Here is a 24,501-nt window from a genome sequence, read left to right as displayed (position 1 = left end):
AAAAGCTAATCAGACATCAGCAATCGCGACAACTACTCGAACGGATAGTCCTTTTAGAACAGACCTGCATTCCCTTGATGCGTACTAAGGCCGGTGAAAAACTTCCATTACATTGACACCGATAACTACCCAGCCATCGGCTTCGAGTTACTGGCTGTTTCACCCTTAGTTGTTGAGTTCGTGAGTGTCGCTGCCGACGCAGTTGACGGAGTCGCAACAGTTGTCTGCACAGGCTTCGCCGCCTTAGCCGCAGCCGCTTCTTTCTGCGCCCATCGCTCATTCCACGACACTGGCGTTGGCGAGGTTCTGGGGGTGAATTTCTTTCTGAGGGTGGGGCTGTTCGGGTCGGTCTTGCTTTTGGCGGGTTCGACAATGCCCGCAATCACATCAAACAGCGTCAGCTTTCGGTCGCCGCCTTGACGCTGAATGAGGCCGGGCATGCTCGGCGCGGATAGGGTCTTGTCACCTTTGATGCGCGACTCAAGGATCGCCTGGGCATCTTTGGGGTAATCCACGGCCTTTTCGATGGCAGGCAGCGATTTGAAGTAACTCAATGCCTCGTTGTAAAACCTTGACGCCTTGCCTGTGCGAATCTGCTCGATCTCGCCCTGAGGGATCGCGACTTTGCGCCAGGCTTCATCCATCTTCTGCACGCCCTGCCATGCCGCACGTCGCTCATTGAGGGTGAAGTTGCCACTGTCGTCGTAGGCGATGTGATTCAGTTGCTCGCGGGACAACTTCTCGAACGGGCTTATGGCGTTCTTGTCCCCCGCGAGGGTGCGCGTGACGTACGCAGAGGCCGCCCGCGCACGATCCAGCAATTCCGGATCAGTGGTATTCGGCACTTCCATCGCTCGGGTGCCGCTGTTGGCCTTGGGCGTTTCCTGGGTGAACGCCTTGATTTGGTTACGCCCATATTGGCCCAGCTCTTCGTAAGTCATCCCTGCATCTCGCTTGGCGGCGCGGGCAGCGCTTTCGTTCAACTGGCTGGCCAGTGTGGAAAAGCTCGTCTTGTCGGTGGCCGTCTTTTGCGTTTTATCCACAGCAGGCTCATTCGCCTTTTCCGCCGTGACGGGCGCGGGCATCTTGTTCGGAAGGATGGCGGCAACGGCAGCCTGAAGGTGATTGATCATCGGCAACTCCCTGACAATGAATGGACAGGGGCCAATGCGGGTGAAGCGGAACGAAACAGCCCCTGACGCGGGAAGCTAATCGGGGTAGCAGGCCAGAGCTAGCTGTGCGAATGGGGGTGGTCTTTCGGATAAAAGCGTCGAAAGGAAAGCCTCTGGAGCAGTGTGTACCGGCGTATCAATACCGCTGCTCAGGGAATGTCCAGCGTCTTCAAATGCGCTGACATCGACGCAGAAACATCAAGCCGCGTTGCACAACGTGATGAGAAACACATTCCGTTTGTTAACAGCTAGTCCGTTAAATCAATAACGCTTAGCACCCTGGAGACGATTTCATTGACAGTAACCTTGTCCAACGTCTCGACAAACCTCGCAGATCCAGTGCGAACACGCTGCTCAAGGTCAAAGCTACGCACTTGATTACACACCGCAACACCGCTGGTCTCGTGTCCTGAAATGACCACACAGAGCCCGGATTGCCGCGCGAAATCACCGCCACTGGTCACCGGGACAGTCATGCAGATACCTAGCGCGTTGATTTGCTGAGCAGTGATGACTACGAATCGATGCCGATCTTTCATCTCCCTCCCCGCCACTGGATTGGGGTCTACCCAATACACATCGCCCTGGCAGGGTGCCTTGCGACGAACCATCAGGTGATCTCCCGCCCGACAGAGTCGCCTTCTCGAGCCCAAGCTGTTTCGTTGTTCAATTCAGCAACGAATTCAGCCCCTTTTAACAGCTCGGTTACCGAATAGCGCTTGCGGATGAGCGGCGGTACAGGCTTGGCGACCAACTCCCCCGCCTCAACGCTCAACTCGACCTCAGATCCAATGTGCAGATCCAGCAACTTCAAAAAAGCAGGGGGGATCGTCATCACCGCCGCGCCGCCCTGACGGCGGATGGTCGAGTTCATTGTCATCGTTTTTCTCTTGTCGGCCATGGTGGATACCTTGTCTATCAGTGCTACAAAAGTAGCACCACGCTCAACCGTTTACGAGCTGCGACAAGACACACGTAGCCTATTCAGCTTGCCTCGCCTATCCAATCCGAAGATACAGCCAGCTCTGTGGGAATTCGCCGATCAGCTACCCAACAACCACACCAACCCCATCGCCACATGCTCTTCGGTGCTGTCCACCAGCGGCAGCGGGCTTTCCACGCCCTCCAGCAGCAGCCCGATTTCCGTACAACCCAGAATCGCGGCCTGTGCACCTTGATCACGCAACTGCTCAAGCACACCGAGGTAGAACGCTCGCGCCGGTTCATGGAATTGGCCCAGGCAAAGCTCGGCAAAGATCACGCGGTCGATTTCGCTCATGGCATCGGCGGTCGGCAGAAGAACGTCGATGTCGAAACGCTCGGCCAGGCGACGTTTGTAGAAGTCTTCCTGCATGGTGAAGCGGGTACCAAGCAATGCAGCGCGGCTGACGCCTCTCGCTTGAAGTGCTTGCCCTACCGCATCGCCGATGTGCAGTAGAGGGATGTCAACGGCGGACTCGATGGCCGCCGCGACTTTGTGCATGGTGTTGGTCGCCAGCAGAATGGCTCCGGCGCCAGCGCGCTCAAGGCCACGGGCGGCATCGGCCAGTTGTTCGCCTGCCAGATCCCACTGTCCGGATTTCTGAAGGGCGGCGATGCCCGCGAAGTCCACGGAGTGCAGCAACAGCGGCGCCGAATGCAGGCCGCCCATTTGGTTGCGCACGCCTTCGTTGAGCCATTTGTAATACGTGGCTGTGGATTCCCAGCTCATTCCGCCCAATACACCGAGGGTTTGCATGTTGTTCTCCGGCTGACAGTCGTCCGCGCAGGCTAGGCGCAAAGGCCAGGACAGGCCAGTGACAGAAGCGCGACAAGCGGGCGGTACAGTCTTTGATCAATCGCTTGATAAACCTGTTTGTCGGCTCCATTTATCGGCTATTGGCCTTCTTTCAGGTGACCCCCATGTCCGAACCGCTTCATATCCCCTGCCCCCACTGCAACGGCCTGAACCGCATTCCCGCCGACCGCCTGGCTGACCAGCCCAAGTGCGGGCGCTGCAAGCATCCGGTGCTGCTGAGCAAGCCGTTCAACCTCAACCAAGGTGATTACGCCAGCCAGATCAAGGGCGACCTGCCGCTGTTGGTGGATGTGTGGGCGGATTGGTGCGGGCCGTGCAAATCCTTCGCGCCGACGTTCGAACAGGCGGCCGCTCAACTGAGCGGGCGTGTGCGTTTGGCGAAGCTGGACAGCGAGGCCAATCAGCAGCTGTCTGCTCAGTTGGGTATCCGGTCGATTCCTAGCCTGATCCTGTTCAAGAATGGCCGCGAAGTGGCGCGCCAGAGCGGTGCCATGCCGTTGCCACAGCTAACAGCTTGGCTGGCCAGCCAAGGGATCTGACCCACCGTAATCGCTCCTTCGACGCTAAATTGTGGGAGCCGCCTTGGTGGCGATAGCGGTGGGCCAGTCGACATCCATGTTCAGGACCAAAGCATTCGCCAGTAAGCCGGTTCCCACAAAGATGCGTGCCGAGCCATCAAGTGATGATCGCCACCGCCCCTGTGGGCGTGTTCTGGATGTGCAGTAGGCCCCGTCTGAAGTTGCATTTTCGTCCCTCAAACCCGAAAGCCGAGGCCTAACGTTAATCACTCTCACAGCTATCCCGAGGCAACGAGCGATGACGGCAGTTATCCGAGAAGGCGACAAAACCAGTACCGGTGGCAGGGTGTTAGCCACATCCGGGAGCTACGTCTGCGAGGATCGCCGTCTGGCGCGCATGGGCGATCCGGTGTGGTGCAAGGTTTGCGAGACAGTCGGGTATATCGCGCAGGGTAACCCGACGTTCATCGATGAGGTGACGCCCGTCGCCACCGATGGTCAGGCCGTGCGCTGCGGATGCCCCAAGGGCGAACACCGCCTGATCGCCAGCCAGCATCAGTTGCAGGCTGACATGCAAGCCACCATCGACATTCCCAAAGATCAGGCCAAAAAGGCGCGAAAACGGGCGAAGAAAATCGCCGCGACACTGAAAGGCGCCCCGTAGCGGCATGGCTTGCCTGCTGTCGTCGCTTCAAGATCGCTGCCGCCGTCAAGGCGGACTGCTAGAGGCGTGCGCGGACCTCGTTATTGCGCGGCGTTGGTTTCCAGCAAATGATGCAGTTCAACGAACTGCTGGCTCAGCTTGTGCCGCGCATCGAGATGAATCAGGGGCAGGCTCGCTTGATGGGACTCGCGCATTTTCACCGAGCTGTTGAGGTACACCGGCAAGACGGGCAACCCCTCGGCAATCAATTCGTCGAGGATTTGCTGCGGCAGGCTCGCCCGCGACTGGAACTGGTTGACGATAATGCCTTCCACCTCCAGGTCCTCATTGTGATCGTCTTTCAGCTCTTCGATCTCTTTAAGCAGACTGTACAGGGCCTGACGAGAAAAGCTGTCGCAGTCAAAGGGAATCAAGACTCGATCTGCAGCGATCAACGCTGAAACGGCATAGAAATTCAACGCAGGCGGGGTATCGAGGTAGATTCGCTCATAATCCTCACCCAACTCGTCCAGCAACTTTCGCAGCTTGTTGATCTTGTGCTTGGCCTCAAGTTTCGGCTGCAAGTCCGCCAGTTCGCCGGTCGCGGTCACGACGTGCAGGTTGTCGAACGGCGTTTCATAAATGTCGACCTGGTTCTTTTTGGCGAACGGCCCGGAAGACAGGGATTGCTTGAAGAACTCGGCAATGCCCATGGGAATCTCGTCACCGGTCAGGCCCGTAAGGTACTGCGTCGAGTTGGCCTGAGCGTCGAGGTCGATCAAGAGGGTCCGGTAACCCTCATTGGCACTGACGGCCGCCAGATTGCACGCGATGCTCGATTTGCCAACGCCGCCTTTCTGATTGAACACCACACGCCGCATTTGCTCACTCCCTGTTGCTGTCTTGCCGTGAAAGTCGCCAAGCGACCTGATGAATGGTCCCGAGTCTAGGCAAACCGCATGACAAGGGCGAGCGTTTACGAATGAAGAGTCAGAATAATCAGACGAATCCTACGTAATCGGGTGAAATATCCGACTTACAAATTGCTACAAATCGCACTCATCGGGATAATGCCCGCCACTCGGTGATAGCGCCGCGCCATGGTTGGTGTCACTTCGGATACTCGAAGCCAGAGGTAAGCCCGCACAGGGGCGGGAAGATAGATCGTGATCAAGTTCAACATCGCACAGTGGCGCGCATGGGCGCCAGGGCTGCCAACCGCCGAAGACTGGCAGCAATGGAGCCAGCATCCGACCGTTCCGGACAATCAGGATGACGCCCCCGATGTCTCGTTCCTGCCCGCCATGCAGCGCCGACGACTCAGCCGCCTGGCCCGAATGGCGTTCAGCGTAGGCTGGCCACTGGCAGAGGGGCACGAGCACCTGCCTCTGGTGTTCGTCTCACGCCATGGTGAAACGCCTCGCACTTTCGACATTCTCAGCGATCTGGCCGCTGACCAACCTTTGTCACCCACGCAGTTCAGTCTGTCGGTGCATAACGCGGTGATCGGCCTGTGGTCGATCCTGCGCGGTGAAACCAGTGAAATGACAGCGCTGGCTGCCGCAGGTGACGGCCTCGAACACGGCGTGATGGAGGCAGCCTCTTTGCTGGCAGAGGGCGCATCTGCCGTTCTGCTGATCATCGCCGAAGAAAACCCGCCGCGTGCCTACGCCCCCTGGATCGACGACGTGCCGTTTCCCTACGCCGTGGGCCTGTTGCTCACCCAGGGCGACGAATGGCAACTGGCATTGAGCGGTGGCGGGTCTAAGGAAAGCGTCCCCCTTCGTGGCGAGTGGCCACACGCGCTCAATCTTTTGCGCGCCCTGTCGACACAACAGAGCGCCCTGCTGCATCCCTGGAAGAATCGGCTATGGAACTGGCAACACAACCGCTGAGCAAAAGTCGCAACGCCTATCACTGGCGCCTGCTGACCACTGCCTTGAGCTTCGCCCTGTTCGGGCTGGGCGGGTTGTGCCTGCGCCTGTTCATTTTCCCGCTGCTGGCCCTGCTACCAGGCGACGCCTTCAGTCACCAGCGTCGCGCCCGCCGCACCATCAGCCGTTTGTTCTGGGCCTTCATCCGTTTCATGGCCAAGGCCGGGGTGTTGACTTATCAGGTCGAAGGCGCAGAGCGCCTGGGTCGTCCGGGGCAAATGATCATCGCCAATCACCCCTCACTGATTGATGTGGTGTTTTTGATTGGTCTGGTCCGTGACGCCAACTGCGTAGTGAAGCAAAGCCTGTGGCAGAACCCCTTCACCCGTGGTCCGGTGCGTGCGACGGGTTATGTGAGCAACGACGGCAGTGCCGAAATGCTGGAAAACGCAGCCGGTCTGCTGCAAACCGGTCAGACATTGATCATTTTCCCGGAAGGCACTCGCACCGAACCGGGCAAGCCGCCGGTTTTCCATCGAGGTGCGGCAGCGATCGCCCTGCGCGGTGCCACCGCCATCACGCCGGTAACGATTCATGTCTCGCCGACCACGCTGACCAAGGCCGAGCCGTGGTACCGCATTCCCCAGCGCCGACCGCACTTTCATTTGCGCGTGGGCCACGATATCGACCCGGCGGCATTTGCCGCGCTTGGCTCGGCACCTGTGGCGTCGCGCAAGCTCAATGATCATCTGCATCACCATTTCATCAAGGAACTCGCCACCGATGAGCGATCTGCATCTGGAAATTAAACAGCTGATCATCGATGCCCTGGGCCTCGAAGACATCAGCACCCATGACATCGGCAACGACCAGACGCTGTTCGGCGAAGGCTTGGGCCTGGACTCGGTCGACGCCCTGGAACTGGGCCTGGCCATTCAGAAACGCTACGGCATCAAGATCGATGCCGACGCCAAAGACACACGCACCCACTTCACCAGCGTCGACAGCCTTGCGGCCTTCGTCAACGCCCGCCTGGTGGCCTGAGGACTGAACATGCAATCCCGTGAAGAGATCTTCGAAACCCTGCGCACTGCATTGGTCGAGCTGTTCGAACTCGAACCCGAGCGCGTCACCCTCGAAGCCAACCTGTATCAAGACCTGGAAATCGACAGCATCGATGCCGTCGACCTGATCGACCACATCAAACGCAAGACCGGCAAGAAAATCGCTGCTGAAGAATTCAAGTCCGTGCGCACCGTGGGTGATGTCGTCGACGCGGTTTACCGCTTGGTAAACGCTGCCGCATGAGTCGCCTGATCGGCCTGATTCTGGTGCTGGCGGGCGTGCTGTATCCGTTCGCCGTGTACTTCGGCATGGAGCATTTTTCGCCCTGGCAGTTCGCGTTGTTGCTCGGCGTGTTGTGGGCGGCCCGTGCGCTGACCGTCGAACGACGCCCGGGAACACTGAGCATGGCGCTGGTCGCGATGGGCTTCTGCCTGCTGCTGGGCGTATGCGACAGCCCGCAATTGTTGCGCTGGTATCCGGTGCTGATCAGCGGATTCATGCTGACGCTGTTCGGCTTGAGCCTGATGCGCGGCATGCCGATGGTCGAGCGACTGGCACGCCTGACCGACCCAGAACTGCCAGAGGTCGCGATTCGCTACACGCGCCAGGTGACGAAAATCTGGTGCCTGTTCTTCCTGTTCAACGGCATCGTCGCTGCTGCGCTGACGCTCTGGGCGCCATTGAGCTGGTGGACGCTGTACACCGGTCTGATCGCCTACGGCCTGATGGGTATTCTGTTCGCCGGTGAGTGGATCGTCCGCCAGCGTGTGCGAGGCCGTGCATGAGCTGGATCAACCTTGAGCACCTGTTGCTTGCCCCACACGCCGAGCGCGTCGTCACCCACGCACCGGCCTTGACCCTGGCGCACCTGCAAAACCGTGCGTTGTCAGTGGCCGGCGCCTTGCAGCAGCAGGGCGTGAAGCAGATTGCGATTCACCTTGAGGACGCTGCCGATCTGGCCGTTGCACTGTTCGCGGCGTGGCGTGCCGAGGTCAGCGTGCTGCTGCCGTCCGACCTGCAAGCACAAACCCGCCAACGCTGGGCACCACAGGTTGATCTGTGGCTGAGCGATGCGCCGGACGACACGCCACTCCACGCTTTGAACACCCCGCCACTGGCACCGGCTCGCCTTGACCTGGACGCCTGCACCTTGAGCCTGTGCACCTCTGGCTCCAGCGGCGAACCCAAACTGATCGAGAAAAAGCTGCGCCAACTGGCCAATGAAGTCACAGCACTGGAACGCTTGTGGGGTGCGGATCTGGGTCATGCCTGCATCATCGGCAGCGTTGCCGCGCAGCATATTTATGGCCTGTTGTTCCGGGTGCTATGGCCGCTGTGTGCGGGTCGTAGCTTCGTACGAAAACAACTGCCCTTCCCCGAAGACCTCCAGCGCGCCAGTCGCGAACATGACGCTTTCGCTTGGGTCGCGAGTCCTGCGCTGCTCAAGCGCATGGGCGACAACCTCGACTGGGCAAGCCTGAGCGCCGTACGCCGGGTGTTTTCCTCGGGCGGCGCGCTGCCCGCTGAAGCGGCAGAAAGCCTTCACCAACGCCTCGATCAATGGCCGACCGAAATTCTCGGCAGTTCGGAAACCGGCGGCATTGCCTGGCGTCAGGGCGACCCACTGTGGCGCGCTTTCGATGATGTGAAGCTGAGCCAGGACGAAGACGGCGCGCTGCGCATCGAGTCGCCGTATCTGCCTGCGGGCCATGTCGAGCAGACCGCCGATGCCGCGCGTTTTTCCGAGGATGGCCGCTTCGAACTGCTGGGTCGTCTGGATCGCATCGTCAAACTGGAAGAGAAACGCATCTCCTTGCCTTTGCTGGAGCAGGCGCTGGCGACCCACGAATGGGTCAGCGAAGCACGGGTGGGTGTGGTTCGCGAGAATCGTGCGTCATTGGGCGCGTTGGTCGTGCTCAGCGACAGCGGCGTGCATGCCTTGCGCAATCAGGGCCGTCGCTCACTGACCAGTGCTTTGCGCCAACACCTGGTGCCCCATTGCGAAGCCCTCGCCCTGCCCCGCCGCTGGCGCTTGTTGAGCCAATTGCCGCTGAACACCCAAGGCAAGTTGCCTCAGACGCAGGTCGAAGCGCTGCTGGTGGCGCCGAGAGTTCAGGAGCCGGAAATCCTGAATCAACAAACCTCTGGTGACGAACTGACGTTGGAGCTGATCGTGCCGCTAGACTTAGCGCACTTCAGCGGGCACTTCCCTGGCACGCCGATTCTGCCGGGCGTGGTGCAAATTGATTGGGCAATTGCTCTCGGCCAGCGCCTGATGGACTTGCCGCCTCGGTTCGCCGGGATGGAAGTGCTGAAATTCCAGCAACTGGTGCGCCCTGGTGACCACATCACCCTGACCCTGCGCTTCGACCAGGAACGCAGCAAGCTGCACTTCGCTTATCGCAACGGCGACGCGGCCTGCTCCAGCGGCCGAATTTTGTGGGGTACAGCGGATGTTTGAAAACTCCTACGGACTCACATACGACAAGGACATCTGTGACCATGCATAACCCCTGCGCCGTCATCCCGGTCTACAACCACGAACTGGCCGTGCCCGCCGTGGTTCGGGAACTGCTCGACGCAGGTCTGCCGTGCGTGCTGGTGGATGACGCCAGCAGCCCGGCGTGCGCTGCGGTGCTCAAGTCACTGGCCGAGCAGGACAACGTGTTTCTGGTGCAGTTACCGGTCAATCAAGGCAAAGGCGGCGCAGTCATGGCCGGTCTTCGCGAAGCCTCGACACTGGGTTTCAGCCACGCCTTGCAAGTCGACGCCGATGGTCAGCACGATCTGAACGACATTCAGGTGTTCCTCGACCAATCCCGCGAACACCCGAAATCGCTGATTTGCGGCTACCCGCAATACGACGCCAGCGTGCCTAAGGGCCGTTTGTATGCGCGTTACCTGACCCACGTCTGGGTCTGGATCAACAGCCTGTCGTTGCAGATTCCCGATTCGATGTGCGGCTTTCGCGTCTACCCGCTCAAGCCGGTGCTGCACCTGATCGACACCGTGAATCTGGGCAAGCGCATGGACTTCGACCCGGAAATTCTGGTGCGCCTGTCATGGCGCAATCAGCCCATGCGCTGGCTGCCGACCAAAGTGCATTACCCGCAGGACGGCCTGTCACACTTCCGCCTGTTTCACGACAACGCGCTGATTTCGAAAATGCACACCAAGCTGTTCTTCGGCATGCTGGCGCGCTTTCCTCTGATCCTCTGGCGTCGGTGGCTGCCGTGAACGAGGCCGAGGACAAGCAACACTGGGCAGAGCACGAAGAGCGCGGCAGTTTCCTGCTGATGAAGCTCACGGCTTGGGGCGTGAAAGTCTTGGGCCGCCGCGTGTTGAGCCCGATTCTGCATTGCATCGTGCTGTATTTTTTCCTGTTCGGCCGTGGCGCCCGTCATAGCGCGACCGAATACCAGCAGCGTCTGGCCGACTGGAGCCAACGCCCCGAACTGCGTCCGACGATCTGGCGCGTGTTCCAGCAATTCATGGCCTTCGCCGATGCCCTGCTCGACAAGCTCGACGTGTGGAACGGCAAGCTGAAGATCGATCAGATCGAGATCGTGGACCACGCCCACCTGCGAGACCAATTGCGCGGTGAGCGAGGCCAGATGCTGGTCGGCGCGCACCTGGGCAACCTCGAAGTCTGCCGCGCGCTGGCCGAGTTGGGTGAGAAGGTCACGATGAACGTGCTGGTTCACACTAAACACGCCGAGCGTTTTAACCGTCTATTAGGGGAGGCAGGCGCTACCAACCTGCGGCTGATTCAGGTCAGCGAACTGGACCCAGCGATCATGCTGCAACTGAGCCAGCGTCTGGATCGCGGTGAGTGGCTGGCGATTGCCGGTGACCGCATTCCGTTGCACGGCGGGCGCAGCGTCAGGGTCGACTTTCTCGGTCACTCGGCGGCCTTTCCCCAAGGTCCCTGGCTACTGGCAGGCCTGCTGAAATGCCCGATCAACCTGATTTTCTGCCTCAAGGGCCAGAGCGGTTATCGCGTGGTGCTTGAACCTTTCGCGGAGGCCATCGAATGGCGCCGCAGTGATCGCCAAAAGGTGATCGCGCAATCCACTCAACGTTACGCCGACCGTCTGGCGCACTACTGCCTGCAAGCGCCGCAGCAGTGGTTCAACTTCTACCCGTTCTGGAAATCCGATGACGAACCCAGCTCCTGAACCGATCATCTTCGGCGAACGCCCTCTGAGCATCGAGGAAGTCCTGGCCCTCTCCAACCGCCAGCGCCCTACCGCGCTGCAAGGCGACAACGAGTACCGCCAGCGCATCGCCAAAGGCGCGCAATTCCTCGATTCGCTGCTGGACAAGGAAGGCGTCATCTACGGAGTGACCACAGGCTACGGCGACTCCTGCGTGGTGGCCGTGCCGTTGCAGCACGTCGAAGCCCTGCCTCGCCACCTGTACACCTTCCATGGCTGCGGGCTGGGCAAGATTCTCGATGCGCAGGCCACTCGTGCAGTCTTGGCGGCGCGCCTGCGCTCGTTGTGCCACGGGGTTTCGGGCGTGCGCGTCGAGTTGCTGGAACGTCTGCAAGCCTTCCTTGAACACGACATCCTGCCGTTGATCCCGGAAGAGGGTTCGGTGGGGGCCAGTGGCGACCTGACGCCACTGTCCTACGTCGCTGCGACCCTGTCCGGCGAGCGCGAAGTGATGTTCAAGGGCGAGCGTCGTCAGTCCGCTGATGTGCATCGCCAACTGGGCTGGGACCCGCTGGTGCTGCGTCCGAAAGAAGCGCTGGCGTTGATGAACGGCACCGCTGTGATGACCGGCCTGGCCTGCCTGGCCTATGCCCGCGCCGATTACCTGCTCAAACTCGCCACCCGCATCACCGCGCTGAACGTGGTGGCTTTGCAGGGCAACCCGGAGCATTTCGACGAGCGTCTATTCGCTGCCAAACCGCATCCGGGTCAAACCCAAGTCGCGGCCTGGCTGCGCAAGGATCTGGCCATCGACGCGCCGACCGCGCCGTTGCATCGCTTGCAGGACCGTTATTCGCTGCGTTGCGCGCCCCATGTGCTGGGTGTGTTGGCCGACAGCCTGAACTGGCTGCGCGGCTTCATCGAAATCGAGCTGAACAGCGCCAACGATAACCCGATCATCGACGCTGAAGCCGAGCGCGTGCTGCACGGCGGGCATTTCTACGGCGGCCATATCGCCTTCGCCATGGACAGCCTGAAAAACCTTGTGGCCAACGTCGCCGACCTGCTGGATCGCCAACTGGCCCTGCTGGTGGATGAGCGCTACAACCATGGCCTGCCGAGCAATCTGTCCGGCTCGCCAGCAGACCGCGCGATGATCAACCACGGCTTCAAGGCCGTGCAGATCGGCGCCAGCGCCTGGACCGCCGAAGCCCTGAAAAACACCCTGCCGGCCAGCGTGTTCTCGCGCTCCACCGAGTGCCACAACCAAGACAAGGTGAGCATGGGCACCATCGCCGCGCGGGATGCGATTCGTGTGCTGGAGCTGACCGAACAGGTTGCCGCCGCCACGTTGATCGCTGCCAACCAGGGCGTCTGGCTGCGCAGCCGCGATGCCGATGCGCGCCCCCTGCCGCCCGTACTCGCTGCCATGCACGAACAACTACGCGAAGACTTTCCTCCCGTCATCGAAGACCGAGCGCTGGAAGGCGAGCTGCGCCTGTGCCTGCAACGCATCGCCGCGCAACACTGGAGGCTGCATGCGTAACAAAGGCGTGATCCACGAAGACACCGAACTGTTGGTGCCATTTTTCGACGTCGACACCATGCACGTCGTCTGGCATGGGCATTACGTGAAATACCTGGAAGTGGCCCGTTGCGCGCTGCTCGACAAACTCGGTCACAACTACACGCACATGCTCGAATCGGGTTACGCATGGCCGGTAATCGACCTGCAATTGCGTTACGTACGCGGCGCGGTGTTCGGCCAGCGCATCAACGTGCGCGCCAGCCTCGTGGAATGGGAAAACCGTCTGAAGATCGACTACCTGATCACCGACATCGCCACCGGCGAACGGCTGACTCGCGCCAGCACCGTGCAAGTGGCGGTGCGGATCGAGGATCGCGAGATGCAATTGGCCTCGCCCAAGGTGTTTGTCGATGCGGTTGAGAGGACGCTGCAATGCTGACGGCCTTTTTTAGGAGCGCGCTTGGTCTGGGCGGCAATCCGACGACGCATAGTGTCAGCCAACGCATCAGCGATTGGTATGCCGCCATCGCGGGCAAGCGCGCTCCTACAGGGGGAGTGTTCGCACTTCTGTTCTTGAGCTTCAACGCCCACGCCTTCGACCTGCAACAGCTCAGCGAGCAACTGGCCAAACCCAGCGTGATCCACGGCGGTTTCGTACAGGAGAAACACCTGCGCTCGCTGCCACAGCCGTTGACCAGCAAAGGCAATTTCGTGTTGGCCAAGGACTACGGTCTGCTGTGGCTGCTGAACACGCCCCTCAAGCAGGATTACCGCATCAACACCGCCGGTATCGCCCGCCGAGACGCCGACGGCAGTTGGCAGATGATCCCCGGCAAGACCGCAGGCGCCGAGCAGAACCGGTTGTTCCTCGCGGTGCTGCAAGGTGACAGCAGCGGCTTGCAGCGGGACTTCGAGCTGCACGTCACGGGTGACGCGCAAGACTGGCACCTGACACTGGTGCCGCGCTCGATGCTGCTGCAACAGATTTTCAAGCAGATCAACATCGACGGCGGCGCCCTGGTGCAGCGCATAGAGCTGCTGGAAACCCAGGGCGACAGCACACTCCTGAAGATGATCGACAGCACCAGCGCCCAGCCGCTGAGCGATGCGGAGCGCGCTGATTTTGCCCATTGAGAAGCTGATGCCACGCCTGTTCCTGATCATTCTGCTGGCGGTACTCGCACTGGCGGGATGGCAATGGCATGCGGGCGCGCCGCTGTCAGCGAACTTGATGGAGCTAGTGCCCGGCAGCAGTCCCGATGCGCTGGAGCTGCGCGCCGAGCAACGCATTCAGGAACCGCTGAACCGCGAGATGCTGGTGCTGGTCGGGCATGCGGACAAACAGCAGGCCATCGATCTGGCCCATCGCATCGGCGATGAATGGCAAGCCAGCGGACTGTTTGAAAAGGTGCAGTGGAACCTGCAAGCCGACCTCCCGGCCCTGCGCCAACAATTGCTGCAAGGCCGTCTGGCGATGCTTTCGGCCGGCGACCGTAACGAGCTGATCGAGCACCCGGATGCCTTCATACAAAAGCGCGTGCAAAGCCTGTTCGACCCCTTCACCGGGTTCAGTCTGGTGCCGAGCCAGGACGACTGGCTGGGCCTGACCGGTCGAATCCAGAACAGCCAGCCCAACCGAGGATCGGTACAACTGGACATCGGCAGCGGCGCGCTGATCGCCAACGCCGACGGCAAGCGCTGGGTGCTGCTGCGAGCACGTACCCATGCTGATGCGTTCGACATGAGCCTGCCGTTGAAGGTCTCGGCATTGCTCGACAAGGCCCGGATTCAAGCATCGAGCAGCGACGCCCAACTACTCGCTGCCAGTGGTTTGCTCTACGCCGCCCACGGCCAGCAACAGGCCACGCAGGAAATAACGTGGGTTGGCGGTGGCGCAACGGTGGGCATTCTGTTGCTGCTCTTACTGGCCTTCAAGCGCTGGCGGGTGTTGCTGGCGTTCATTCCTGTATTGGTGGGCATGCTGTTCGGCGCCACCGCCTGCATTGCGCTGTTCGGCAAGATGCACGTCATGACGCTGGTGTTGGGGTCGAGCCTGATCGGCGTGGCCGTGGATTATCCGTTGCACTACCTCTCCAAAGGCTGGAGCTTGAAACCCTGGCGCAGTTGGCCCGCTTTACGCCTCACACTTTCAGGGCTGAGCCTGAGCCTGGCCACCAGTTGCATCGGCTATCTGGCGCTGGCCTGGACGCCGTTCCCGGCGCTGACCCAGATCGCCGCGTTCTCGGCAGCGGGCCTGATTGGTGCCTACCTGTGCGCCGTGTGCCTGCTGCCTGCGCTGCTCAAGGGCGTAGAACTGCGCCCAGCGCACTGGCCACTCAAGGCCGCGCAGAGGCTGGTCGATTTGCGTACCCGGCTGCTCGCCCGTATCGGCACGCCGGTATTGCTGGGCCTGCTGCTGATCTTCTGCGCAGGAGGCCTCTGGCACCTGACCACCAAGAACGATATCCGCCAGTGGATCGCCGCACCGCCGAGCCTCACCGACGAGGCCCGAGCCGTTGCGCGCATCACCGGTTATCAACCCACCAGCCAGTTCTTTCTGGTGCGTGGCGCGGATCAGCAGCAATTGCTGGAGCGTCAGACCGCACTCAGTGAGCGTCTCGATCAACTGGAGATGTTGAACAAGCTGCAAGGCTATCTCGCGCTGAATCAACTGGTCGCCACGCCTGCCCGGCAGGACGCCACGCGCAAAGCCCTTGATGCCCTGCCACAGCATTGGCAACCGCTGCTGGACCTCGGCGTGCCGCTGGAAGCGTTGACCAAGGAACTGACCACCCTACGCGCCCTGCCCGATCAAGACATCGACAGCGTGCTCGCCGGTCCGCTTGGTGAGCCTTGGCGCTTGCTGTGGATGGGCAGTCATCAGGACGGCGTGGCCGGAATCGTCAGCCTGCAAGGCCTCAACGACGCCGCGCGGCTGCGTGTTCAGGCGCAAGACCTGCCCGGCGTACAACTGGTGGACCGGCTGGGTGACTTGAACAACGTGTTCGCCGCCACCCAAGTCAGTGCCGCCGAATTGAAGCTGTTGTCCTGCGCCCTGATCGTGGCCCTGCTGATTCTGCCCTTTGGCCTGCGTGGCGCGTTGCGGGTGGTCGCGCTGCCATTGCTGGCGGCGCTGTGCAGCCTGGCAAGCCTGGGCTGGCTCGGCCAGCCACTGACGCTGTTCAGCCTGTTCGGCCTGTTGCTGGTAACCGCAATCAGTGTTGACTACGCGATTCTCATGCGCGAGCAGATCGGCGGCGCTGCCGTCAGCCTGCTGGGCACGCTGTTGGCAGCCGCGACGACTTGGCTGTCGTTCGGCCTGCTGGCGATTTCCAGCACGCCTGCGATAAGCAATTTCGGCTTGTCGGTCAGTCTGGGGCTGGCCTTCAGCTTCATGCTCGCACCGTGGGCGGGTCGCCATGACGCCCCCGGGGCGCGTTCGGAGCAGGAAGCAACGGCATGATGATCGCGGCGTTCTGGATTATGGTACTGGCGCTGTTCGCGCTGGCGACCCGCATGGGCCGTCATTTGAACCTGATCCCGATCGTCAGCCAGCTGCTGCTGGCGACCTTCGGCCTGCCGCTGTTGATGCTGTTCTGGGTCGAGCCTCACTGGCAATTGGGCGGCGCGCAACTGGTCACGCCTCTCTGGCTTAAAACCCTGTATGGCCTGAGTTTCGCCGTGGTGCTGGGACACATTCTCAGTGACGTGATCGACGTACGACTCGACCGCCAGAGCCTGAAAGTCGCGCTGCCAAGCTTTTGCGTGCCGTTCCTCTGCGGCGTCGCCTGCGCCGTCTGGTGGCTGCCGATCCAAGGCTGGCTCAGCTCGCTGGCGTTGGGACTGGTGTTCGCGATCACCGCCATTCCTGTGCTTTATCTGTACTTACACCACATCGGCTATCCGCCCGAAGCCACACGCCGTCTGGTACAGACCGCGATTCTCATCGACCTGGCCTGTTGGAGCCTGTTCGGTCTGGCCCAGGGCAGCCTGCACCTGAGCAGCCTCGCCCTACCACTGCTCGGCGCCTGCACGCCGCTGTTGCTGCGCTTGCTCAATCTGCGTCAGGCGCGGCTCTACGGGCTGGTGTTTTTCGCCCTGCTGATGGTCGCCGAGCATTACAAGACCAACGCGCTGATCCTCGGCATCGGCTACCTGTTGTGCATGAATGCCCTCAAACAACCCTTCGCACTGCCGCTGAAGACCTCGTGGTTCAGGGCATTGCAGCACACTCTGGCGATCCCGCTGATCCTCACCTTCGGCATCGTGCAGATCAACGTCCACAGCGCCATGGGCGATCTGGGCTGGCTGAATCTGGCCATGCTGATCGCCCTGCCCATCGTCAGCAAACTGCTCGGCAACTGGCTCGGCGTGCGCTGGGCCACGCCCTCCTTCTCTGGGGCCGTGCGCTGGAAAGAGGCCGTGCTGCTGAATATTCGCGGCCTGAGCGAAATCGTTTTTCTCAACCTGCTGTTGCAACAGGGGCTGATCAGCCCGGCGCTGTATTTCGCGCTAATGTCCATGAGCCTGATCGCCACGCTGTTGCCAGCCCTCCTGGGCATGAACCGCCTATTCCCTTTGCACGACGCGCAAGCCGTCAAACAGCCGAGAAGGAAATCCTGTGCCAATAGCTGAAATGGAATCCCGCCAAATTGTCGTGATCGGTGCCGGTCCGTCCGGCGCCATCGCCGCTGCCTTGCTCAAGCGTCAGGGTCACGACGTGCTGATCATCGAGCGTCAGCAATTTCCGCGCTTCTCCATTGGCGAAAGCCTGCTGTCGCATTGCCTGGATTTTGTCGAAGAAGCGGGCATGCTCGACGCGGTGAAAGCGGCGGGTTTTCAGTTGAAGAACGGCGCGGCCTTCGCCTGCGGCGAGCAGTACAGCGCGTTCGATTTCGGGCAGACCTTCAGCAACGGCAAGCCAACGACCTTTCAGGTACAACGCGCCGATTTCGACAAATTGTTGGCAGATGAGGCCGAGCGTCAAGGCGTGGAAATCCGCTATGAGCAAACCCTGATCGCCGCTGACTTTGCCGCTGAAAAGCCGGTGCTCGACGTGCAGTGTGAAGACGGCAGTCGCTATCGCATAACGGCCGGTTTTGTGCTCGATGCCAGCGGCTATGGTCGCGTCCTGCCGCGTTTGCTGGACCTTGAAGCCCCGTCGGACTTCCCGCTGCGTCAGGCCGTGTTCACCCACGTTGAAGACCGTATCGATGATCAAGGCTTTGATCGCGAGAAGATTCTGGTCACCGTGCATCCCACGATGCGCGACGTGTGGTTCTGGTCGATCCCCTTCAGCAATGGCCGTTGCTCGGTGGGCGTGGTCGCTTCGGCCGAACGCTTCGAGGACAAACCCGCAGACCTGGATGCCTGCCTGCGCGCCTTTATCGACGAAACACCGAGCCTGAGCCGCGTGTTGCAATACGCGGTCTGGGACACACCGGCGCGGACCATCGGCGGCTATGCGGCCAACGTCAAAACCTTGTACGGCAAAGGCTTCGCGCTGTTGGGCAATGCGGCTGAATTCCTCGACCCGGTGTTTTCCTCGGGCGTGACCATCGCCATGCGTTCGGCAAGCATGGCCGCAGGCGTCTTGCATCGCCAGTTACAGGGTGAAACGGTCGACTGGGAAACCGAGTTTGCCGCCCCCCTGAAGAAAGGCGTCGATACCTTCCGCGCTTACGTCGAGGGCTGGTACGAAGGCAGCTTTCAGGACGTCATTTTTTATCCCAACAGCACCGACGACATTCGCCGCATGATCTGCTCGATCCTCGCTGGATACGCGTGGGATGAACGCAACCCGTTCGTCGCCGAACCCAAACGTCGCCTGCGCATGCTGACTGAAATCTGCGCGAGTGCTGACCAATGAGTGAGCAATTTTATTCCAGCACCTACGTTGAAGAGACCCGTATCGGCTTTGCGTTCCTGCGCAGCCACACTTGGCAACATCACGTGCTGCGCGTGGCAATCAACGACCTGCGCAGCCTGTTCGACGAGCACCCGCCCCAAAACCCGGTGATCCTCGATGCCGGTTGCGGACAGGGCAAGTCGTTCCAGTACCTGCACACGGTGTTCAACCCGTCGAAGATTCTGGGGGTCGACGCCGATCCGCTCAGCCTGAAACTCAGCGCTGAAGAGGCCGCCCGCCGTCGCCTGAATGCCGAGCTGATCGGCAGCGACTGCGCCTCGCTGAAACTGCCGGACGCCAGCGTCGACATGGTGTTCTGTCACCAGACGTTCCATCATCTGGTCGAGCAGGAAAAGGCCCTCGCCGAGTTCTACCGCGTGCTCAAGCCGGGCGGCTATTTGCTGTTTGCCGAATCCACCGAGGCCTACATCGACACGTGGGTGATTCGCTGGTTCTTCCGCCATCCGATGCACGTGCAGAAGAGTGCAGCGCAATACCTGGACATGCTGCGCGAGGAGGGTTTTCAATTCACCGCGCACAACGTCTCCTACCCCTACCTGTGGTGGAGCCGCGCCAAGGATTTCGGCCTGCTGGAACGTTTAAAACTGGTCAAACCCAAGCCCTTTGGCGAACGCGAAGAGACGCTGGTCAACGCCGTCGTACGCAAACCGCTACAGGCAAAAAACGAAGGTGACACACCATGATTCGCGCCCTTTTGCTGCTCTGTGCCGTGCTGTTGAGTGCCTGCACGAGCCACGCGCCGCTGCCTGCGCAGATTCCGCACATCAAGTTTCCCAAGCAACTCCACGTTCAGCGCGAGCAGGCAGGCCAGCGTCAGGACTGGCTGCTGGTGGTGCAGAAAGAACGCCACGGCCTGCGCTGGTCGTTGATGGACCCGCTGGGCATTCCCCTCGCGCGCCAGCAACTGTATGAAGAAACCTGGACCGCAGACGGCCTGCTGCCGCCCAACCCCGAAGCCCGCGAGCTGTTCGCCGCCGTGCTGTTCGCCCTGACCTCCAACGAGGAAGCGCGTTTCGATTACCCCGGTGTTGTGCTCTTGCCTCACGCCCGTACGTTGGAAGATCGCTGGCGCGTTGACTACGCCTCCGAAGGCATCTTCCGCATCACGTTGGAGGGCGGTGAGTTGCAATACGTCGTCAGTCCGCTGGAAGGCAAGGCTTCGAAATGACCGCTTACCTCAATGCACTGGGGCTGATCTGCTCGCTGGGCGATGACCGCGCCAGCGTTGCGCGAACACTGTTCGCAGGCGACACCTCGTGCATGCGCACCGAAAGCGGCTGGGTGCCGGAGCGGGCGTTGCCGGTCGGTGCCGTGAAAAGCCAACTGCCGGAGATTCCGGCAGTGGTTGCCCAACAGTCCAGCCGCAACAACCAGTTGCTGCTCGCCGCCGCGTTGCAGATCGAATCGGATATTCAGCAGGCTATCGATCAATACGGCCGGGATCGCGTTGGCGTGATTCTGGGCACCAGCACGTCGGGTATCGATGAAGCCAGTCGCGGAATCGCGGCTTATCTGCGCGATGAGGCGTTCCCAGGCGACTACGACTACCACCAGCAGGAACTCAGCGCACCGGCGAACTTCCTGGCGTCATGGCTCGATCTGAGCGGACCGAGCTACGTGATTTCCACAGCCTGCACGTCCAGCGCTCGGGCCATGCTCAGCGCCCGTCGCCTGCTCGACATGAACCTGTGCGATGCCGTGCTCTGTGGTGGCGTGGACAGCCTGTGCAAACTGACCCTCAACGGTTTTTCATCGCTGGAAGCCGTGTCGGACCAGCGCTGCAATCCGTTCTCGGTCAACCGCAACGGCATCAACATTGGCGAAGCGGCTGTGCTGTTTCTGATGACCCGCCAGGCCAGTGGCGATCACCGGATCGCGCTGCTGGGTGCAGGTGCCAGCTCCGACGCCCACCACATTTCCGCCCCGGAGCCGACCGGCAAAGGTGCGCAGCGAGCCATGCAAAACGCGCTGGACAATGCGCGCTTGCACCCTCGCGACATCGATTATCTGAACTTGCACGGCACCGCCACCCAGCACAACGATGCGATGGAGTCCCTGGCCGTGCACGCCATTTTCCCCGAAGGCGTGCCGTGCTCGTCGACCAAACCCATGAGCGGCCACACACTGGGCGCTGCGGGCGCGCTGGAAGCGGCGTTCTGTTGGTTGGCACTGGCGCCTGAAAACAGCGCCCGCCAACTGCCGCCTCACGTCTGGGACAAACAGGCCGATACAAGCCTGCCTGCGCTGAACTGGGTACAACCGGGCGATGCGCTGCCAGACACCCGACCTCGTCGCCTGATGAGCAATTCCTTTGCGTTCGGCGGCAACAACGTCAGCCTGATCATCGGAGACGGCGAATGACCGCTATGACCCCGTCTTCGTGGCCGCCCGCGCAGTTGCTGCCTCACGCTGGCGACATGATCCTCATCGACGAAGTGATCGAATTCGGTGAAGAAGAGATCCGGACCCGCGTGCACGTGCGCCCCGGCGGCCTGTTCAATCGTGTCGATGGCAGCCTGCCCGCGTGGATCGCTATCGAATTGATGGCGCAAAGCGTCGCGGCCTACGCCGGGTGCCAAGCCAAGGTAAAAGGCGAGGCGGTCGAGCTGGGCTTCCTGCTCGGCACGCGCAAGTTCGAGTGCAACGTCGACCAGTTTCCGGCAGGAAGCGAACTGATCATTCACGCGCAACGGTCGTTGCAGGATGACAGCGGCATGGGCGTTTTCGAATGCCATTTAAGCGGCCCCGGCATTGACGCCACCGCTCGACTCAACGTTTACCGCCCGCCGCAATCGGCGGGCTATTTGGCTGAAGGAGCCAGCAGTGACTAACTCAGCGACTGACTCAATTCTGGTCACCGGTTCCAGCCGTGGCATTGGCCGCGCCATCGCGCTGCGCCTCGCCCGCGCAGGTTACGACATCGTGCTGCATTGCCGCAGCGGGCGTGCCGAGGCCGGCGCCGTGCAAGCCGAAATCCAGGCACTGGGACGTCACGCGCGAGTGCTGCAATTCGACGTGGCTGATCGTGCCGCGTGCAAGGAAATCCTGGAGGCGGACGTGGAAGCCCACGGCGCCTACTACGGCGTGGTGTGCAACGCCGGGCTGACCCGCGATGGCGCCTTTCCGGCCCTGACCGAAGACGACTGGGACAGCGTATTGCGCACCAATCTCGACGGTTTCTACAACGTGCTGCACCCGGTGATGATGCCGATGATTCGCCGCCGCAGCGCTGGCCGAATCGTTTGCATCACCTCGGTTTCAGGCCTGATCGGCAATCGCGGCCAAGTCAACTACAGCGCCTCCAAAGCGGGCGTGATCGGAGCGGCCAAGGCGCTGGCCATCGAGCTGGGCAAACGCAAGATCACCGTCAACTGCGTCGCGCCAGGCCTGATCGACACCGCAATGCTCGACGAAAATGTGCCGGTGGACGAACTGCTGAAAATGATCCCGGCGCAACGCATGGGCACGCCGGAGGAAGTGGCCGGTGCCGTGAATTTCCTGATGTCGGCCGAAGCCGCGTACATCACCCGCCAGGTGCTGGCAGTCAACGGAGGCTTGTGCTGATGAAGCGCGTTGTCGTCACCGGCATGGCCGGTATCACTTCGCTGGGCAGCGACTGGGCCAGCATCGAAGCCAACTTCAGCGCGAACCGCAGCGGCATCCGGCGTATGGACGAGTGGGACCGTTTCAGCGAGCTGAACACCCGTCTGGCGGGTCCCATCGACAATTACGCCGTGCCCGCGCATTGGACACGCAAGCAATTGCGCAGCATGGGGCGCGTCTCGCGACTGGCCGTCGGCGCGTCAGAAGCGGCGCTGCGTGACGCAGGGCTACTCGACGACCCGATCATCCGCGACGGGCGCATGGGTGTGGCCTGTGGCTCGTCCACGGGCAGCACCGACGAGATCAAGGCCTTCGGCAACATGCTGCTGAACTCGGTGGCAGACGGCCTCAACGCCAACTCCTACGTGCGAATGATGCCGCACACGACGGCGGCGAATATCAGCATCTTCTTCAATCTCACAGGGCGCTTGATCCCGACCTCCAGCGCCTGCACCAGCGGCAGCCAGGGCGTGGGTTATGCCTATGAGGCGATCAAGTTCGGACGCCTGCCTCTGATGCTCGCGGGCGGCGCCGAAGAGTTGTGCCCGACCGAAGCCATGGTGTTCGACGCGCTGTACGCCACCAGCCTCAAAAACGACGCGCCACACACCAGCCCTCGCCCTTATGACACAGGCCGTGACGGCCTGGTGATCGGCGAAGGCGCCGGGATGCTGGTGCTGGAAGAGTTGGAGCACGCGCTGGCGCGGGGCGCGAAGATTTATGCGGAGATCGTCGGTTTCGGCAGCAACGCCGATGGCGTCCACACCACCCGCCCCGAGCAAATCACCATGCGTCGGGCCATGGAACTGGCGCTGGAAGACGCCCATCTGACGCCCGAGGCTGTCGGCTACGTCAACGGCCACGGCACGGCCACCGAGCAAGGTGACATTGCTGAAACACTGGCCACCCAAAGCCTGTTCGGCTCGGGCATGCCCATCAGCTCGCAAAAGAGCTTTCTGGGTCACACGCTCGGCGCCTGCGGCGCGCTGGAATCGTGGTTCACCATCGAAATGCTGAACAGCGATCGGTACATCCACACGCTCAATCTGGACAACGTCGACAGCCGCTGCGGCGAACTGGACTATCTGCGCGGCGAACCACGCCACATGAACCACGAATTCGTGATGAACAACAACTTCGCTTTTGGCGGGGTCAACACATCGTTGATCTTCCGTCGCTGGCCATGACCGCCGTACCTACCCTCTGGAGAAATGGAATGCCCTCCCTGTTTCGCGCTTTACTGATCGCTCTGGCCCTTGTGTCTGTCACGGCCTGTACCAGCAAGCCCTTGATGAACCCCGGCCGCAGCCTGCCCACGACACTGCACCCCAATGATGAACAGATGAAGCATGCGATTCTGACGACGCTGGTCAAGCGCAAATGGGAGGTGCAACGAATCGACCCCGGTCTGATTCAGGCGCAAATTACTGTTCGTGGGGAGTTCCACGCGGAAATCGATATTCCCTACACCCTCGATTTCTACCAGATCAAATACCGCGACAGCCGGGGCCTGGATTACAAGGACGGCAAGATTCACAAGAACTACAACCGCTGGGTGCGGTTGCTGGACAAGGGCATTCTGCGTGAGCTGCGCGACGATCAAGCAAACACTACCGCCAGGAACATTGCCGACGGTGTAACGCCCCAAGGCGTGCCTCAGACCGTTCAATAAACGTTGATCCATCAAGGAGTGAAGCAATGAAAATGAAAGGATTGGCTGCCACCGCCGCTGTCGTTCTGGGCGTATTGCCAGGTATCAGTCAGGCAAGGGACACCGCCCTGTACCTGCCGTTCGACAAAGTGGTCGCGCAGATGATTCAGGAGAAGAAACTGGACGGCACGGTGAAATTCTACCTGGCCGGGGTCGCGCCAAAGGGCAAGGTCACGGTGCTCTCGCCAAATGCAAAGACCAGCACGAAAACCAATGCTTTCAACAAGACCGATAGCGAAGCGTGTGAGTGGGCATTGCAGTCGGCCATCCTGCGCCTGAATGACGCAGCCAAAGGTGCGGGCGCCAACGCAGTGGTAAACATCGCCAGTAACTACAAAAACATCGAACGCAAAGACCCGGCCACCTACGAGTGCCATGCCGGTGCTTTGATGGCGGGCGTTGCGTTGAAGGGTGATCTGGCGAAGGTGCAGTAAACCTTCGACCATGCGACTTGCCGAGGGCGTCTGCTCCTGAGGCATCCGGGCTGTTGTCTTCGCCACCAA

General features: G+C 61.0%; 29 protein-coding genes. 24 read left to right on the top strand and 5 right to left on the bottom strand.

The annotated features are described in order from the left end of the window. Nucleotides 1-125 precede the first annotated feature (125 nt). The 4 genes from ACI2KB_RS17125 to ACI2KB_RS17110 all read right to left on the bottom strand — a co-directional run bounded on the left by ACI2KB_RS17125 (nucleotide 126) and on the right by ACI2KB_RS17110 (nucleotide 2,910). On the bottom strand, nucleotides 126-1,133 hold the full coding sequence (locus ACI2KB_RS17125) for a hypothetical protein (protein WP_404636372.1): 1,008 nt from the start codon (nucleotides 1,131-1,133) through the stop codon (nucleotides 126-128). A 287-nt stretch (nucleotides 1,134-1,420) separates the two neighbouring features. Beyond that, entirely contained in the window at nucleotides 1,421-1,783 is a 363-nt protein-coding gene (locus tag ACI2KB_RS17120) for a type II toxin-antitoxin system PemK/MazF family toxin (RefSeq protein WP_404636371.1), read from the bottom strand. Continuing rightward, nucleotides 1,783-2,073 (bottom strand): AbrB/MazE/SpoVT family DNA-binding domain-containing protein, encoded by a 291-nt coding sequence (locus ACI2KB_RS17115; RefSeq protein ID WP_404636370.1) that lies wholly within the window; start codon nucleotides 2,071-2,073, stop codon nucleotides 1,783-1,785. The genes ACI2KB_RS17120 and ACI2KB_RS17115 overlap by 1 nt, the downstream gene beginning before the upstream one ends. A gap of 141 nt (nucleotides 2,074-2,214) precedes the next feature. After that, nucleotides 2,215-2,910 carry an aspartate/glutamate racemase family protein gene (locus tag ACI2KB_RS17110; RefSeq protein WP_404636369.1) on the bottom strand — a complete coding sequence of 232 codons (696 nt, stop codon included), beginning with the start codon at nucleotides 2,908-2,910 and terminating at the stop codon, nucleotides 2,215-2,217. Between the two features lie 164 nt (nucleotides 2,911-3,074). On the opposite strand from ACI2KB_RS17110, the gene trxC reads away from it, so the two are divergent. Both trxC and ACI2KB_RS17100 read left to right on the top strand, forming a co-directional pair. Then, on the top strand, nucleotides 3,075-3,509 hold the full coding sequence (trxC, locus tag ACI2KB_RS17105) for a thioredoxin TrxC (protein ID WP_404636368.1): 435 nt from the start codon (nucleotides 3,075-3,077) through the stop codon (nucleotides 3,507-3,509). Nucleotides 3,510-3,786: 277 nt separating this feature from the next. Next, nucleotides 3,787-4,152 carry a PAAR domain-containing protein gene (locus ACI2KB_RS17100; protein ID WP_404636367.1) on the top strand — a complete coding sequence of 122 codons (366 nt, stop codon included), beginning with the start codon at nucleotides 3,787-3,789 and terminating at the stop codon, nucleotides 4,150-4,152. An 80-nt stretch (nucleotides 4,153-4,232) separates the two neighbouring features. On the opposite strand, the gene ACI2KB_RS17095 is transcribed toward ACI2KB_RS17100, so the two are convergent. Continuing rightward, complete coding sequence (locus tag ACI2KB_RS17095; RefSeq protein ID WP_404636366.1) at nucleotides 4,233-5,012, bottom strand: ParA family protein; 780 nt, start codon at nucleotides 5,010-5,012, stop codon at nucleotides 4,233-4,235. Nucleotides 5,013-5,297: 285 nt separating this feature from the next. On the opposite strand from ACI2KB_RS17095, the gene ACI2KB_RS17090 reads away from it, so the two are divergent. Genes ACI2KB_RS17090 through ACI2KB_RS16985 form a run of 22 tightly spaced genes read left to right on the top strand, consistent with a single transcriptional unit; the run spans nucleotide 5,298 to nucleotide 24,432 of the window. Next, nucleotides 5,298-6,026 (top strand): beta-ketoacyl synthase chain length factor, encoded by a 729-nt coding sequence (locus ACI2KB_RS17090; protein ID WP_404636365.1) that lies wholly within the window; start codon nucleotides 5,298-5,300, stop codon nucleotides 6,024-6,026. Beyond that, the gene (locus ACI2KB_RS17085) at nucleotides 6,002-6,814 is read left to right on the top strand and encodes a lysophospholipid acyltransferase family protein (protein WP_404636364.1); all 813 of its coding nucleotides are present in this window, start codon (nucleotides 6,002-6,004) and stop codon (nucleotides 6,812-6,814) included. The genes ACI2KB_RS17090 and ACI2KB_RS17085 overlap by 25 nt, the downstream gene beginning before the upstream one ends. Beyond that, complete coding sequence (locus ACI2KB_RS17080; protein ID WP_404636363.1) at nucleotides 6,789-7,049, top strand: phosphopantetheine-binding protein; 261 nt, start codon at nucleotides 6,789-6,791, stop codon at nucleotides 7,047-7,049. The genes ACI2KB_RS17085 and ACI2KB_RS17080 overlap by 26 nt, the downstream gene beginning before the upstream one ends. A 9-nt stretch (nucleotides 7,050-7,058) precedes the next feature. After that, on the top strand, nucleotides 7,059-7,313 hold the full coding sequence (locus ACI2KB_RS17075; protein WP_404636362.1) for an acyl carrier protein: 255 nt from the start codon (nucleotides 7,059-7,061) through the stop codon (nucleotides 7,311-7,313). Continuing rightward, on the top strand, nucleotides 7,310-7,855 hold the full coding sequence (locus tag ACI2KB_RS17070; RefSeq protein ID WP_404636361.1) for a hypothetical protein: 546 nt from the start codon (nucleotides 7,310-7,312) through the stop codon (nucleotides 7,853-7,855). Before ACI2KB_RS17075 ends, ACI2KB_RS17070 begins: the two co-directional genes overlap by 4 nt. Continuing rightward, nucleotides 7,852-9,531 (top strand): AMP-binding protein, encoded by a 1,680-nt coding sequence (locus ACI2KB_RS17065; protein WP_404636360.1) that lies wholly within the window; start codon nucleotides 7,852-7,854, stop codon nucleotides 9,529-9,531. Before ACI2KB_RS17070 ends, ACI2KB_RS17065 begins: the two co-directional genes overlap by 4 nt. Nucleotides 9,532-9,572: 41 nt before the next feature. Further along, on the top strand, nucleotides 9,573-10,307 hold the full coding sequence (locus tag ACI2KB_RS17060; protein ID WP_404636359.1) for a glycosyltransferase family 2 protein: 735 nt from the start codon (nucleotides 9,573-9,575) through the stop codon (nucleotides 10,305-10,307). Nucleotides 10,308-10,366: 59 nt separating this feature from the next. After that, a complete protein-coding gene (locus tag ACI2KB_RS17055; RefSeq protein WP_404636551.1) occupies nucleotides 10,367-11,248 on the top strand; it encodes a glycosyl transferase in 882 nt (293 codons plus the stop codon). After that, nucleotides 11,229-12,773, top strand: coding sequence for a histidine ammonia-lyase (hutH, locus tag ACI2KB_RS17050; protein ID WP_404636358.1), 1,545 nt, complete (start codon nucleotides 11,229-11,231; stop codon nucleotides 12,771-12,773). The genes ACI2KB_RS17055 and hutH overlap by 20 nt, the downstream gene beginning before the upstream one ends. Beyond that, nucleotides 12,766-13,194, top strand: a complete 429-nt coding sequence (locus ACI2KB_RS17045; protein ID WP_404636357.1) for an acyl-CoA thioesterase — start codon at nucleotides 12,766-12,768, stop codon at nucleotides 13,192-13,194. Before hutH ends, ACI2KB_RS17045 begins: the two co-directional genes overlap by 8 nt. Beyond that, nucleotides 13,188-13,889, top strand: coding sequence for an outer membrane lipoprotein carrier protein LolA (locus ACI2KB_RS17040; protein ID WP_404636356.1), 702 nt, complete (start codon nucleotides 13,188-13,190; stop codon nucleotides 13,887-13,889). Before ACI2KB_RS17045 ends, ACI2KB_RS17040 begins: the two co-directional genes overlap by 7 nt. Next, nucleotides 13,861-16,218 carry an MMPL family transporter gene (locus ACI2KB_RS17035; protein WP_404636355.1) on the top strand — a complete coding sequence of 786 codons (2,358 nt, stop codon included), beginning with the start codon at nucleotides 13,861-13,863 and terminating at the stop codon, nucleotides 16,216-16,218. Before ACI2KB_RS17040 ends, ACI2KB_RS17035 begins: the two co-directional genes overlap by 29 nt. After that, nucleotides 16,215-17,390 carry a sodium:proton antiporter gene (locus ACI2KB_RS17030; RefSeq protein WP_404636354.1) on the top strand — a complete coding sequence of 392 codons (1,176 nt, stop codon included), beginning with the start codon at nucleotides 16,215-16,217 and terminating at the stop codon, nucleotides 17,388-17,390. Before ACI2KB_RS17035 ends, ACI2KB_RS17030 begins: the two co-directional genes overlap by 4 nt. Next, complete coding sequence (locus ACI2KB_RS17025; RefSeq protein ID WP_404636353.1) at nucleotides 17,377-18,624, top strand: NAD(P)/FAD-dependent oxidoreductase; 1,248 nt, start codon at nucleotides 17,377-17,379, stop codon at nucleotides 18,622-18,624. The genes ACI2KB_RS17030 and ACI2KB_RS17025 overlap by 14 nt, the downstream gene beginning before the upstream one ends. Next, entirely contained in the window at nucleotides 18,621-19,367 is a 747-nt protein-coding gene (locus tag ACI2KB_RS17020) for a class I SAM-dependent methyltransferase (protein WP_404636352.1), read from the top strand. The genes ACI2KB_RS17025 and ACI2KB_RS17020 overlap by 4 nt, the downstream gene beginning before the upstream one ends. Continuing rightward, complete coding sequence (locus tag ACI2KB_RS17015) at nucleotides 19,364-19,852, top strand: hypothetical protein (protein WP_404636351.1); 489 nt, start codon at nucleotides 19,364-19,366, stop codon at nucleotides 19,850-19,852. Before ACI2KB_RS17020 ends, ACI2KB_RS17015 begins: the two co-directional genes overlap by 4 nt. After that, on the top strand, nucleotides 19,849-21,045 hold the full coding sequence (locus ACI2KB_RS17010) for a beta-ketoacyl-[acyl-carrier-protein] synthase family protein (protein WP_404636350.1): 1,197 nt from the start codon (nucleotides 19,849-19,851) through the stop codon (nucleotides 21,043-21,045). Before ACI2KB_RS17015 ends, ACI2KB_RS17010 begins: the two co-directional genes overlap by 4 nt. A gap of 5 nt (nucleotides 21,046-21,050) precedes the next feature. Further along, nucleotides 21,051-21,515, top strand: a complete 465-nt coding sequence (locus tag ACI2KB_RS17005; protein ID WP_404636550.1) for a 3-hydroxylacyl-ACP dehydratase — start codon at nucleotides 21,051-21,053, stop codon at nucleotides 21,513-21,515. After that, entirely contained in the window at nucleotides 21,508-22,248 is a 741-nt protein-coding gene (fabG, locus tag ACI2KB_RS17000) for a 3-oxoacyl-ACP reductase FabG (protein ID WP_404636349.1), read from the top strand. The genes ACI2KB_RS17005 and fabG overlap by 8 nt, the downstream gene beginning before the upstream one ends. Continuing rightward, on the top strand, nucleotides 22,248-23,474 hold the full coding sequence (locus ACI2KB_RS16995; RefSeq protein ID WP_404636348.1) for a beta-ketoacyl-ACP synthase: 1,227 nt from the start codon (nucleotides 22,248-22,250) through the stop codon (nucleotides 23,472-23,474). The genes fabG and ACI2KB_RS16995 overlap by 1 nt, the downstream gene beginning before the upstream one ends. A 29-nt stretch (nucleotides 23,475-23,503) precedes the next feature. After that, nucleotides 23,504-23,959 carry a hypothetical protein gene (locus ACI2KB_RS16990; RefSeq protein WP_404636347.1) on the top strand — a complete coding sequence of 152 codons (456 nt, stop codon included), beginning with the start codon at nucleotides 23,504-23,506 and terminating at the stop codon, nucleotides 23,957-23,959. 26 nt (nucleotides 23,960-23,985) lie between these two features. Continuing rightward, nucleotides 23,986-24,432 carry an excinuclease gene (locus tag ACI2KB_RS16985; RefSeq protein ID WP_404636346.1) on the top strand — a complete coding sequence of 149 codons (447 nt, stop codon included), beginning with the start codon at nucleotides 23,986-23,988 and terminating at the stop codon, nucleotides 24,430-24,432. Nucleotides 24,433-24,501: the final 69 nt, after the last annotated feature.

This window comes from Pseudomonas sp. NPDC088444 (assembly GCF_044900175.1).
Lineage (GTDB): Bacteria > Pseudomonadota > Gammaproteobacteria > Pseudomonadales > Pseudomonadaceae > Aquipseudomonas.
Note: the sequence above shows the minus strand (reverse complement) of the source record. Positions and strands in the feature narration are given on the sequence as shown.